Raw genomic sequence first — 14273 nt, 5'->3', positions numbered from 1 at the left:
TTTGTTAGTTAATGGTTACTTCTACTCTTCTATTTTTTGCGCGACCCTCTTCTGTAGCATTATCTGCAATAGGTAAATCTGGACCTTTGGAAAATGACTGTATTTTACTACTGTCTATTCCATTTTGGACTAAATATTGTTTTGTAAAATCAGCGCGTCCTTGCCCTAATTTTATGTTAGTTGGTCGACTGCCAGTATTATCTGTAAAGCCAGTAACAGTAATTAATGCACCATCAACCTTATCTATATATTTTACCATATTTGAAACTTTTAGTCTTTGACTATCCGACAAACTAATGGTCGCTTGAGCAGTATCAAAGTATAAAATTAAAGGATCTGCTTTTATGGTGTCTCCTAACTTTTTGGTATACTCCTCAATACTTGTGTCTCCTGCAGCAATAGTCTTTACCTCGTAACTTAATGGTCCTTGCAGAACACCTTCTGTATTAGCGTTAAAATTATCATCCAATTTACCGTAAGTATTAATATTTTTTGAAGCCATACCTTTTGATACAAAATAATTTTTTGCAGCATTGGCACGTGCTAAACCTAAATTTGAAAATACAGAGTTATTAACCTCATCACTACGGTAATGACCATAAATATTTAATAGTTTATTAGGATTACTATTGTAATACGCGATAAGTTTATTTGCGCCTTCATCCACAGTGGATGCGATAGAATCAATAATTAAAGGGCTTGAGGTTTTAAAGTTTAAATTATCATTAATTTGAAAATCTAAATCACCATTAACATCTTTTACTGTAAATGCATTAATGGTTGCTGTTTTTTGATCTGTTTTTACTGAAACATCCTCTGTATCTGTTGTATTATCTATAGCAAATTTATCTGCTTCAAGACATGGTTTACAACATAAATACCAGTACAAAATTGTACCTAAGATAATGGTCAGCAAAATACCCAGAAGATAACCGGTTTTTTTACTCATTATGGTTTGGTTTTAAGTTAATGACTATCAAGTTATTAAAAAATTAAAAATCTTTTAACATTTATCTTAACTAAATGAAATATAGACCATTAAAAATCGACCAACGACGTAAAAAGTTAGCTTAAAACAAAAAAAAGCCACATCTTTCGATGTGGCTTAATTTCCGCGAAAGCGAAAAAATAATTATTATAAATCAAACTTAATACCTTGAGCTAAAGGTAATTCGTCTGAATAATTTACTGTGTTTGTTTGTCTTCTCATGTATACTTTCCAAGCATCAGATCCTGACTCACGTCCACCACCTGTTTCTTTTTCTCCTCCAAAAGCACCACCAATCTCTGCTCCAGATGTTCCAATGTTTACGTTTGCTATTCCGCAATCAGATCCTGCAAAGGATAGGAATTTTTCTGCTTCTTTCATTTCGTTAGTCATGATTGCAGACGATAATCCTTGTGCTACTCCGTTTTGAACAGCAATTGCGTTCTCAACCTCACCAGAATATTTCATTAAATATAAAATTGGTGCAAAAGTTTCGTGTTGTACAATTTCAAAACTGTTTTCTGCTTCAATTATAGCTGGCTTAACATAACATCCAGACTCATAACCTTCACCTTCTAAAACGCCTCCTTCTACTAGTACGTTACCTCCTTCCGCTTTTGCTTTTTCAATTGCAGCTAAATACGTATTTACTGAATCCTTATCGATTAATGGTCCAATGTGATTTTTTTCATCTAAAGGATTACCAATTGTTAATTGCCCATAAGCACCAACAATAGCATCTCTTACTTTATCGTAAACTGATTCGTGAATGATTAGTCTTCTTGTTGATGTACAACGTTGACCACAAGTACCAACTGCTCCAAATACAGCACCAGGAACAACTACTTTTAAATCTGCTGTTGGTGTAATAATGATGGCGTTGTTTCCTCCTAATTCTAATAACGATTTTCCAAAACGCTCTGCTACTGTTGCTCCAACAATACGTCCCATTCTAGTAGATCCTGTTGCAGATATTAACGGAATTCTATGATCTGTTGTCATAAACTCTCCTACTTTGTAGTCTCCATTAATAATACAAGAAATACCTTCTGGTAAATTGTTGTCTTTTAAAACTTCTGCAATTATATTTTGACAAGCTACAGAGCAAAGTGGTGCTTTTTCTGAGCCTTTCCAGATACATACATCACCACAAACCCATGCTAAAGCTGTGTTCCAGGCCCAAACTGCTACAGGAAAGTTAAATGCTGAGATGATTCCAACAACACCTAAAGAGTGCCATTGCTCGCGCATTACGTGTCCTGGACGTTCAGACGGAATTGTTTGTCCATTAAGTTGTCTTGATAATCCTACTGCAAAATCGCAGATGTCAATCATCTCTTGTACTTCACCATATCCTTCTTGTAAAGATTTACCCATCTCGTAAGAGACTAACTTCCCTAAAGGTTCTTTTAATTCTCTTAATTTATTACCAAATTGTCTTACAATTTCACCTCTTTGTGGTGCAGGCATCGCTCTAAAGCTTTTAAAAGCTTCTGTCGCTGTAGTGATTACTTTTTCGTAATCTTCCTTAGTTGTTGTAGACACTTTTCCTATTAATTTACCATCAGTAGGAGAATATGAAGCGATTAAATCTCCACTTCCAAAATTATTAGACCCTGTTGAAGTCCCTTCATTTATATCTTTTAAGCCTAACTGTTGTAAAGCTTCTTTTATTCCGAAATCAGTTGAAACTGCTTGCATATTTCTTTAATTTTTACGAATTATTTAATTTTTAGCGAATATACTAATATTTCTTCGTTTTAAAATACGTCCTGTCTTATAATACTGTTAAGCTTTTATTCAAAAAAATAGATTGAAAATAATTAATAATTGTCTGTGATTAATGCCTTAAAATTCAAAATTTGCAATAACTTTAACATCAGTTTTTGATATAAAAACTAGACATCACGTTTTTTTTCTCATCAATTGATCTTACATCTATAAAACGATACATAATACTATTTACCATGAAATTAAAATCGCTATCAATCTTGTTTTTCGTGTTTATACTAGCTACTTCTTGTAAAAAAGAAGTCACTGAAACGGATAACCTTTTTAAATTTAGAGATTACATTAGTTTTACAACGTCAGGACGTGTGTCTGTGGCAGATAATATTAATATTAATTTAGCAAAAGTGGTAGACGGATGGCAACCTGACCAAGTGCTAGATAAAAATGTGTTTAAAATTTCACCTTACGTTGAAGGTAAAATTGTTGTAATAAACGATCACTCCTTAAGATTTGTTCCTGATGAAAACCTGAAACCAGATACAGAATATGCAGCGACAATTAATTTAGGGGAATTATATAAAGACCTTCCAAAACAATTTAGCAGCTATACGTTTCAGTTTAAAACTATTACTCCAAATTTTATTGTTGAAACTAACGATTTACAATCTTACTCTAAGGAGTGGCAATATCTTTTAGGTGTAGCAAAAGCATCTGACATTATTACGTTACAACAAGCCAAACAACTAATTAGCGCAACGCAAAAAGGAAAAGACTTAAAAATTGAATGGAACGAAAAGAGCCAGCCTTCAAAATATTTTGAATTTAAAATAGATAGTATTAATCGTTTAGTTGAAGATTCTGAAATTTTAATTAAATGGAATGGTAATGCAATAAAAGCAGACAACTCTGGAGAAAATACATTTCCAATTCCTGGAAAAAATAATTTTAAAATCATGTCTGTAAACGTTATTCAGACACCAGAACAATATTTATCAATTAACTTTTCTGACCCAATTAAAAAACAGCAAAATTTTGATGGTTTAGTCACTATCCAAAATAGCAAAAACCCTAAATTTATAGTAAACGGAAACGTGTTAAAAGCCTATCCTGAATCAAAAATTACAGGTAATGTACAAGTCGATGTTTTTCAAGGCATAAAAAACGTGGACGATTACAAACTAAGAACACCATTTAGCGAGACTATTGCTTTTGAAGACGTCAAACCTCAAGTTAAACTAATTAATAGTGGTGTAATTTTACCAGATTCGCAAGAGTTAAAATTCAATTTTGAAGCTGTAAACTTAAGCGCTGTAGACGTTAGAGTAATCAAAATTTTTGAAGATAATATCTTACAATTCTTACAAGACAATACTCTAGAAAGTAATAATCAAAACCAAATAAGACGTGTTGGTCGTCGTATTGCTAAACACACCATAAAACTAATTGAAAACCCAATAGAAAATGATGGAAAATGGAAAACATATAGCATTGATCTTTCTAAATATATAAAATCAGATCCAGGCGCAATTTATCGCGTAGAGTTAGATTATAAAAAAGCATACTCGTTGTACGATTGTGACGCCAATGCAAATGTCAGTAACAATGATGAAGAGGACTATTATGAGGATGACTACTATTATGAAGACGACTATTATTATGGTGGTGGAGATTATACTTACACATCCACAGAAGACGAAGATTTAAGAGAAGAAGAATATTGGGACAATATCACTTACAGCTATCGCGACAATAATTATAATTGGAGAGAACGCAACAATCCTTGCAATGATGCTTACTATAATAATAAGGTGATTTCGCAAAACTTAATTGGTTCTAATTTAGGAGCTATTGTAAAAAAAGGCGCTGGTAACACCTACCATTTTGCAGTAACCAATATACTTAGCACTAATCCAGAACCTGCTGCTAAAGTGGTATTATATAATTTCCAACAACAAGAATTAGCAACTACTAATACCGATAACGATGGATTAGCAAAAATAAAAACAGATAAGTTAGCTGCTTTTGCAATAGTGTCTAAAGGTAATAATAACACTTACGTGAAATTACGCGACGGAAACTCGCTATCACTTAGTAAATTTGATGTTTCAGGAGCAACATTACAACGTGGGCTAAAAGGTTATATTTATACCGAAAGAGGCGTTTGGCGACCAGGAGATTCTATTCATTTAACTTTTATGCTAAATGACATAGCAAACAAGCTACCAAAAGGACATCCCGTAAAATTAGAAGTAACCGATGCTAATGGCAAATTAGCTTATAAGAATATAAGTAATCAAGGCTTAAATAATTTTTATCAATTTAATATCCCAACTGCTACTGAAGACAAAACAGGAAACTGGAATGCAAAAGTTAGCGTTGGAGGAGCAACATTTTATAAAGGACTTAAAGTCGAAACTGTAAAACCTAATCGCCTTAAAATTAAAATAGATTTTGAAGACGATATACTTAAATCTAACACGCCATTAAACGGAAAACTAGCTGTAAATTGGCTACATGGTGCTCCAGCTAAAAATGTAAAAGCCGAAATTAAAGCAAAATTTAGCACCTCTTATTCTGGTTTTAAAAATTACGAAGATTATCAATTTTTAGATCCATCAAAAAACTTTAATACAGAAGAGGTTACCATATTTGAAGGTAATGTAGATGCCGAAGGTTTAGCAAATATTACCAAAAACTTAAACATTGGACAAGATGCTCCTGGTATGCTAAATGCACAATTTTTAGTTCGTGCTTTTGAAAACGGAGGCGATTTTTCAATGGATGCTTTCACCAAGCCTTACGCTCCATACAACTCATTTGTTGGTTTAAAATCACCTAAAGGTAAAGCTTATGGTTCCTTTTTTACAGACGAAAATCATACGTTTGATTTAGTAACCGTAAACGATCAAGGCAAACCAATTAAGCGCAATAATTTAGAGATTAAAGTCTATAAAATAGAATGGCGTTGGTGGTGGAACTCGTCTTACGACAACCTATCACAATATACATCAAGCAGCTACCATAAACCGTTTTTAAACAGTAAGGTAAATACCAATGCAAGCGGTAAAACATCCTTTAATATTAAAGTGCCAGATAATGAAGGTGGTCGTTATTATATTACCATAAAAGACCCTGTATCTGGTCACATGACTGGTCGCACTGCATACTTTTATAAAGACTGGTGGAAACGTCAACCTTCTGGAGATAAAGAAGCTGCAAAAATGTTAGTGTTTGCTGCAGATAAAGAAAACTATAATGTTGGCGAAACTGCAAAAATCACATTCCCATCAGGTACAGAAGGTCGCGCATTAGTTAGTATAGAAAACGGATCTGAAGTCTTACAAACTAAATGGGTAAAAACTAAAAAAGGAGAAACGACTGTAGACATTCCAATTACTAAACAGATGGCTCCAAACGTATTTATTAATATTTCATTGTTACAACCACATGCATCTACAGCTAACGATTTACCGTTACGCTTATTTGGTGTAATTCCGTTATTGGTTGAAGATCCAAATACCAAATTAGAGCCAGAAATAAGAATGCCAAGCGTATTAAAACCTGAACAAGAATTTGAAGTATTTGTTTCAGAAAAAAATAACAAAGCCATGACCTATACTATTGCTATGGTGGAAGAAGGTCTTTTAGACTTAACACGTTTTAAAACACCAAACGCATGGCAATCCTTTTATGCTAGAGAGGCTTTAGGCGTTAAAACTTGGGACGTTTTTGATGATGTTGTTGGTGCATATAGCGGAAGTATAGAACAAGTTTTTGCTATTGGAGGAGATGGAAATGCAGCTGATGGAAAAAACAAAAAAGCTAACAGATTTAAACCTGTAGTTAAATTTTTAGGACCATTTAAGTTAGAAGCAGGCGGAAGAAAAACACATAAAATTAAACTACCAAATTACGTTGGAGCAGTCAGAACTATGGTTGTTGCAGGTAATAACACAACCGAAGCTTATGGAAGCACTGACAAATCTGTACAGGTCAAAAAACCTTTAATGGTATTAGCTACACTTCCAAGAAAATTAAGTCCAGGAGAAAAGGTAACACTACCTGTTACTGTTTTTGCTATGGAACCTAACGTAAAAAACGTCTCGGTTAAATTAAAATTAAGCAACGGAATTACAATTGTTGGAGACCAAACTAAGACACTAACTTTTGCGCGTCCAGATGAGCAAATGGCTTATTTTGAATTAGATGTTAGTAAAGCAAAAGGCATTAATACTGTTGAAGTTATTGCAACTGGAAATGGGGAGTCTTCAACTTATAAAGTAGAGATTGATGTCGAAAACGTAAATCCAATTTCGTCTAAAAGCTTAGATGCTACTTTAGATTCAAATGGATCTAAAACTATTGACTTTTCGACATTTGGTGTTACAGGAACAAATAGTGCAAGCGTTGAGTTTTCAACATTGCCTCCAATGGATTTTACTAGAAGATTACAATATCTAGTACAATATCCTCATGGCTGTGTAGAGCAAACCACGTCAAGCGTATTTCCGCAGTTATTTTTACAAGATATTTTTGATTTACCTTTCAATAAAAAACAAGAAATCCAAGCAAACATAGAAAACGGAATCAAACGTTTAGGTCATTTTCAAAGACCAAATGGTGGCTTAAGCTATTGGATTGGAGAAAATAGTGCTAATGATTGGGGAACTAGTTATGCTGGACATTTCTTATTAGAAGCAGAGAAAAAAGGATTTGTTCTACCTTTAACTTTTAAAAGTAATTGGATTAAATACCAAAAACAAGCTGCACAAAGTTGGAGACCAAGCTACAGAACATATAATTCCGACTTAGCACAAGCCTATCGCTTATACACTTTAGCATTAGCTGGAAGTGCAGATTTGGGAGCTATGAATCGTTTACGCGAATTTTCAGAAATTTCTAACGAAGCCAAATGGCGTTTAGCAGCTGCTTATGCTTTAGCTGGTCAAACCGAAGCCAGCAACCAAGTGTCAAGTACTGCAAATATTAACTTTAAACCACAAAAATATAATTATTACACCTATGGATCTGTTGACAGAAACAGAGCGATGGCTTTAGAAACTATGATTTTAACCAAAGACAAACGTGTTAAAGATTTATCTGAAACTATTGCTAATGATTTATCAAATCAACGTTGGATGAGTACACAAACCACTGCATATAGCTTACTAGCTATGGCTAAAATGGTTAATGCTAATGGCGGAAAAGCCATGAAATTAAGCTACACAATTAATGGTAAAACCGAAACAATAGATACTAAAAATGCTATTGCACAACGTACTTTAGCAATTAACGATGGAAGCAACACTATAACCGTTAAAAACAACAAACAAAACATAGTTTACATACGTGTTTTAAACTCTGGAAAACTACCATTAGGTCAAGAGTTAGCAGAACAAAGAGGTCTGACCACAAGTATAATTTACAAAGATTTAAAGGGTAATAAAATTGATGTTTCCAAACTACAACAAGGTCAAGATTTTGTTGCAACAGTACAAATTACTAATACTAAAGACTACAACATAAATGACGTTGCATTGACTCAAATTTTTCCATCAGGTTGGGAAATAGTAAATACACGTTTTACAGACTTTGGAGCTTCAACTTCAAGTCAGGCTAGGTTTACAGATATTAGAGACGATCGTGTTAATTTTTATTTTGACTTAGGACCTAAAAAAACCAACACGTTTAACGTCATGCTTAATGCTTCGTATTTAGGACAATACTATTTACCAGGATTACAAGCTGAAGCAATGTACGATAACAACTTTTTTGTTAGAAACAAAGGACAATGGATTGAAGTTGAAAAATAAAAGTTTCCCACGAAAGTGGTATTTTTTTAATACTAAAACTATGAATTTTAAAGAAGTGCAAAGATTTAACCAATGGTGGCTTTGGGTGCTATTAATTGGCATTGGATTAATACCAATATACGGTATTTATAAACAACTAATTATTGGTCAAAGTTTTGGAGACAAACCTTTATCTAATCAAGGCTTAATTGCTTTTACAATAATCCTTTTTTTGGTTATTGGGCTTTTTGGATTAATTCGTTTAAAAACAGAAATTGACCATTCCGAAATTAGAATGTCTTTTAATCCTTTTGTAAAAAAGAAGGTTAAATTAAACGATGTTAAAACCATGGAAGTTGTAAACTATGGTTTTGTTGGTGGTTGGGGAATTAGATTATGGACTAAATACGGAACAGTTTATAACATAAAAGGTAATAAAGGACTATCTATCACACTTAAAGATGGAAGTAAATTTATTATTGGAACGCAAAAAGAAACCGAACTTAAATCTGTATTAAAAACTTTAAATTTATAATACTGCTTTCGCAGAAATCCTTACCGTTTTAAAGTAAAATGTCCAACACGACGCTGACCATCTATTATTATAACATACCAATAATCTGATGTAGGCATTGGACTTCCGTTAAATGTACCATCCCAAGAAAAGGATTTATTTTTTGAGCTTTTTAAAAGCTTACCAAAACGATCATATATATAAACCTCTGAGGACTGAAAATATTGGATTCCTTTTAAATCAAAGGTATCATTGTTTGTATCGTTATTTGGTGTAAAAAATTGTGGTATGTAAAAGTGTAAAAACGATGTGGTCACTATATCATTACATCCATTGGCTTTAATATAAATAGTATACAAACCACCTTCAATATTAAAAAACACATTGGTATTTTGATAGTTAATACCATCTATAGAATATTCAAAATCACCAGTATTGCTTGTGTTTACCACAATATCGTTTCCGTTGGGTGTAACAGACTCAATTAATGGTGTTTCTAATTGCGCTACAGTAAAAGTTATAATGGTAGTTAAACAACCATCTGTTGCTTCTACTGTATAAACGCCAGAAGCATCTACTTCTAAAAACGATGTCGTTTGGCCTGTATCCCAAATATATGTTGGACTAATTATATCTGTAATGGCTTGTAAAGTAATCGTTTCATTTTGACAGAAATTTACAAATTCAGTTTCTTCATTAAATGGCTGGTCACCAATAATATCCCAAACACATGTAGTAGTATTAAATATAGTGGTTTGCCAACATTCTAATCCTGAAGGTTGTAATGGTTGCGCACCAGAAACTTCCCAAGTACAAGTTGTGGTGTTAAATATCGCTGTTTCCCAGCATGCTAAAATAGGCTGAATTGGTTGCGTACCAACAATATCCCATGAACAAGTCGTATTATTTATAGTTGCGGTTTCCCAGCACGCAAGTGTTGGAACAGGTGGCAGTGGTGTTACATCTACCTGAAAAACTTCTGATACAACATTACATAGGTTGTTATTTAAGTTTGCAACAGATTCAGCTACTTTACTCCTATAATACCTAGTATCTGTAATACCATTTATGGTTATATTTTGAGTTGTTTCTCCAATAATATCGGTCCATGTGGTTCCGTCTAAACTCTCTTCCCATTGATAAAAATGAGTACTAAATACGCTATTATCTGGTGTTACTGTCAAAAACGTACTAAAAGGTGTTTGGCTACTACATAAACTTATCATATTAGAAGCTGATGCATCTGCTATTGATATATTATCTCCACAACTTTTAAAAACAATATCATCAATTGCAAGATCATTTCCGCATCCTCCAACACCATTATTTTTCATCTTTAATATAACGGAAGTCTGACCAGGAAGCGTCTGAAAAACTAATCCATACTGTAACCATTCTGGAAATGGTAAACTACCTAGATTTCCGGTACTACCAGAGGCTAATAAATTAGAATCTGTACTATCCCAAATCTCAAAACTTACATTTATAGGTATAGCTCCTGAACCGCAAAATCCGGTAGAAGGTGTCAAATTTACTAACCACGAAGAAAACTCGTAAGATGTGTCCACACAAAGTCCATTAATAGTTGTTCGGTAAAACTCACCTGTTGTAAAATCAGAGTTTATTACCAACATTTTACCATTAACATCATCTAAAGTATGATCTTGAAGTATAAACCAATCAAAAAAGTTAGAGGTATTACTTATCGTATAAAAACCATCTTCTGGCTCAGACCCATTAGCATAGGTATAGGTTGTTGTTCCTGCAGGTAAAGCACTTTGACCTATTCCAGTTCCAAAAGTTTCACTAAAAATAATATCTCCAGAATTACCATTACAAAATCCCAACTGCCCTATTGCATTTTGAGTTGCAAAAAATAGAGACAAAAATAAAATGATATTAACAGTAAGTCGGTAGCTTTTCACGTTTATAATTAAGATATTATCATCAAGTATAAATGTATTTTTTTAAATTCACAATTATTAAAACAACTAAAGCCTTTTTGTAGCACTCATGTATAGGTTAATTGCTATTATTTCTAAACATTTAAAAAAAACAATAGTGTTTTTTATACTATTAGTAGCCTATTTTTTTTGTTTACCAAGTATTCTTTTTAAAGATCCAACAGCAACTGTTATTACTAGTAACACTAATGTATTATTAGGTGCTCAAATAGCAAAAGATGGACAGTGGCGTTTTCCAGAAAGCGATAGTATTCCGGAAAAATTTAAAACGTGTGTCATCGCTTTTGAGGATGACTATTTTTATAAACATCCTGGATTTAATCCTATCTCTATAATTAAAGCCTTAAAAGAAAACTTAAGTTCTGGTGAAGTCAAACGTGGTGGAAGTACAATTACCCAACAAGTTATTAGACTATCTAGAAAAGGAAAATCAAGAACCTATTTAGAAAAGTTTAAAGAAATTATTTTAGCCACTAGATTAGAGTTAAGGCATAGTAAAGAAAAAATATTATCGCTTTATGCAAGTCATGCGCCTTTTGGCGGAAATGTTGTTGGTATAGATGCTGCATCTTGGCGTTATTATAACAGAAATGCTCATGATTTATCATGGGCAGAAAGCGCAACTTTAGCTGTTTTACCCAATGCACCAAGCCTAATTTACCCAGGTAAAAATCAAAAAAAATTACTAGAAAAACGCAACAGGTTATTAAAAAAATTATTAGAAAACAATACTATTGATTCATTAACCTATACTCTTTCTTTAGCTGAAATCTTGCCACAAAAACCATATCCATTACCACAAACAGCACCTCATTTACTACAAACTATTTCAAAAACTAATAAAGGAGAACGAGTTAAAACAACAATTCAAAAACAACTTCAGGAACAAGTAAACAGCATTGTTTTTAATCATTATAACATTTTAAAACAAAATGAAATATATAACATTGCTGTTTTAGTTTTAGACGTTAAAACTAGGAAAGTTTTAGCCTATGTTGGTAACGCTCCAACAGATAAAGCGCATCAAAAAAATGTAGACATAATTAACAAGCCTAGAAGTACTGGTAGTATATTAAAACCTTTTTTATATGCTGCTATGCTTGATGCAGGAGACATACTTCCTAACACATTAGTTGCAGACATACCTTCTCAATTTGGAAATTATAGTCCCGAAAATTTTAATAAAGAATTTGATGGAGCTGTTCCTGCAAAACGCGCTTTATCACGCTCTTTAAATGTTCCTGCGGTTAGAATGTTACAAGCGTTTGGTTTAGATAGATTTCATCATTATCTAAAAGATTTAAAACTAAAAGACATAACCTATAATGCAAATCATTACGGATTATCCTTAATTTTAGGTGGAGCAGAAAGTAATTTATGGGATTTATGTAAAAGTTATGCAGCGTTCTCTTCTACTATAAATCATTTTAACGACACTTCAAGCGAGTATTATTCTAATGAATTTTGCGAACCTACTTTCTACGACTCGCAAACCATTGATTTTGGAAAAAAAACTAATCAAAAAACACTTTTTGATGCTGCCTCAATCTATCTAACGTATCAAAGTTTAAAGGAGGTAAACAGACCAGAAGGCGATGACAATTGGGAGTTTTTTGACAATTCTAAACAAATCGCTTGGAAAACAGGTACTAGCTACGGTTTTAGAGATGCTTGGGCAATTGGTACAACCAAAGATTATGTTGTAGGTGTTTGGGTAGGTAATGCTGACGGAGAAGGTAGACCAGGATTAGTTGGCGTACAATCTGCAGCTCCAATTTTATTTGACGTATTTGATGCGCTTCCAAATAGTCAATGGTTTAAAAAACCTTTTGATGAAATGCAAGAAACTAGAATCTGTAGACTTAGTGGCTACAGAGCCTCGCTTAACTGTTTAGATACAGAGCTTCAATACGTACAACTAAGTGGTCTCAAAACAAAACCGTGTCCTTATCATAAGTTAATTCACCTAGACAAAACAAACACTTATCAGGTTAATACCTCTTGCGAAGACCTAAACAACATTAACACTCAGTCTTGGTTTACACTTCCTCCTTTAATGGAATACTATTATAAAAAAAAGAATCCATTTTATAAATCACTACCAACTTTTAGATTTGATTGTTTAGGTGAAAATGAAGTCACAATGCAATTTATTTATCCTAAAAATGAAAGTACTATTTATCTACCTAAGGATTTTAACGAAACGACGAACGAACTCGTTTTAAAAGTTGCACATTCTAAAAAAAATAGCACTCTTTTTTGGTATATAGACAAAACTTACATTGGTCAAACTACAGATATTCATGATATCGCAATTAAGCCCGAAATTGGAGAACATTCACTTGTTGTAGTCGATGAATTTGGCAATGAAATAAAAAGAAACGTGATAATTTCCAAATAATATTCTAAACACCATATATAAATCTTACAATTTTAACAATTAATGCTCTTTTCGTCGAAAAAAAACGCATTACGTCTATCTGTGTTAAATTATTCTTAATAAAAGTATACCTTTAAATAACCAACTTGTGTTTTTCGCAAGGTTTTCAAAAAAATAAACTAACACCCAATCTCATTAAAATGAAAAAAACTACGTTCATTTTAGCTTTACTATTTCTACTAACAGGATGGCAAGCTAATTCACAAACTTATTTACAAGAAAATTTTAATGCCTCCATACCTGCAACCTGGACGATAACAGATGCAGGAGCAGCAACAGGTGATTCATGGATTTCTGGAATTCAAGGAGGTTTTTCAAGCTTAGATGGCACAAATGCAGCTATAGCAGATAGTGATGCAAACGGAAACGGGACTTTATTATTAGAAACGTTAACGTCTCCTGTTTTTGATGCTTCGGCAGCAACTGCACTATTTCTAGATTTTGACCAATATTACAGAAATATTGGAGCAGACAATGCTATCGTTGAGGTTTTTGATGGTACTACTTGGGTCGAAGTATTAAATCAAACCGCTAGTATAGGTGGCTTTAATGCACCAGACCAACAACATATAGATATTACAGCGTATGCTAACACAGCTATGCAAGTTAGATTTATATATAATGATGCCGATTCTTGGGCTTGGTATTGGCTAATTGACAATGTGCTTATATACAACGCTACATGTCCAAACCCTTCAGGACTTACTTTAGACGCAGTAACATCAACATCTGTAGATTTATCTTGGACCTTAGGAGGGACAGAAGCTGCTTGGGAAGTAGTTGTTCAACCAGCTGGAACAGGAGCTCCAACTGGAGCAGGTTCTCCAGCAACAGATAATACATT

At 33.2% G+C, this 14273-nt stretch carries 7 protein-coding genes; 4 read left to right on the top strand and 3 right to left on the bottom strand.

What is annotated here, in order from left to right:
- Positions 1-4: 4 nt before the first annotated feature.
- Together V6251_RS04305 and amaB are read right to left on the bottom strand one after the other, a co-directional pair.
- Entirely contained in the window at positions 5-949 is a 945-nt protein-coding gene (locus V6251_RS04305) for an OmpA family protein (RefSeq protein WP_341587174.1), read from the bottom strand.
- Positions 950-1135: 186 nt separating this feature from the next.
- Positions 1136-2689, bottom strand: a complete 1554-nt coding sequence (gene amaB, locus V6251_RS04300) for an L-piperidine-6-carboxylate dehydrogenase (RefSeq protein WP_028283938.1) — start codon at positions 2687-2689, stop codon at positions 1136-1138.
- Positions 2690-2955: 266 nt separating this feature from the next.
- Between amaB and V6251_RS04295 the strand changes: the two genes are divergently transcribed.
- Together V6251_RS04295 and V6251_RS04290 are read left to right on the top strand one after the other, a co-directional pair.
- The gene (locus V6251_RS04295) at positions 2956-8532 is read left to right on the top strand and encodes an alpha-2-macroglobulin family protein (RefSeq protein ID WP_341587173.1); all 5577 of its coding nucleotides are present in this window, start codon (positions 2956-2958) and stop codon (positions 8530-8532) included.
- 40 nt (positions 8533-8572) lie between these two features.
- Complete coding sequence (locus tag V6251_RS04290; RefSeq protein ID WP_339808121.1) at positions 8573-9046, top strand: hypothetical protein; 474 nt, start codon at positions 8573-8575, stop codon at positions 9044-9046.
- A gap of 20 nt (positions 9047-9066) precedes the next feature.
- On the opposite strand, the gene V6251_RS04285 is transcribed toward V6251_RS04290, so the two are convergent.
- Positions 9067-10950, bottom strand: coding sequence for a T9SS type B sorting domain-containing protein (locus tag V6251_RS04285; protein ID WP_341587172.1), 1884 nt, complete (start codon positions 10948-10950; stop codon positions 9067-9069).
- An 88-nt stretch (positions 10951-11038) separates the two neighbouring features.
- On the opposite strand from V6251_RS04285, the gene pbpC reads away from it, so the two are divergent.
- Together pbpC and V6251_RS04275 are read left to right on the top strand one after the other, a co-directional pair.
- Complete coding sequence (gene pbpC, locus V6251_RS04280; protein WP_341587171.1) at positions 11039-13390, top strand: penicillin-binding protein 1C; 2352 nt, start codon at positions 11039-11041, stop codon at positions 13388-13390.
- Positions 13391-13569: 179 nt separating this feature from the next.
- The coding region (locus V6251_RS04275; RefSeq protein ID WP_341587170.1) for a choice-of-anchor J domain-containing protein at positions 13570-14273 on the top strand (704 nt) is incomplete at its 3' end.

Source organism: Olleya sp. Ti.3.14 (assembly GCF_038154885.1).
In the GTDB taxonomy this organism is placed as follows: Bacteria; Bacteroidota; Bacteroidia; order Flavobacteriales; family Flavobacteriaceae; genus Olleya.
The sequence above is the reverse complement of the archived record's forward strand: the minus strand, read 5'-3'. Positions and strand labels throughout refer to the sequence as shown.

What these genes read in the sequence shown, in the direction of transcription:
- V6251_RS04290 (WP_339808121.1), top strand. Translation starts at nt 8,573, where the DNA reads ATGAATTTTAAAGAAGTGCAAAGATTTAACCAATGGTGGCTTTGGGTG.
- pbpC (WP_341587171.1), top strand. Translation starts at nt 11,039, where the DNA reads ATGTATAGGTTAATTGCTATTATTTCTAAACATTTAAAAAAAACAATA.
- amaB (WP_028283938.1), bottom strand. Translation starts at nt 2,689, where the DNA reads ATGCAAGCAGTTTCAACTGATTTCGGAATAAAAGAAGCTTTACAACAG.
- V6251_RS04295 (WP_341587173.1), top strand. Translation starts at nt 2,956, where the DNA reads ATGAAATTAAAATCGCTATCAATCTTGTTTTTCGTGTTTATACTAGCT.
- V6251_RS04305 (WP_341587174.1), bottom strand. Translation starts at nt 949, where the DNA reads ATGAGTAAAAAAACCGGTTATCTTCTGGGTATTTTGCTGACCATTATC.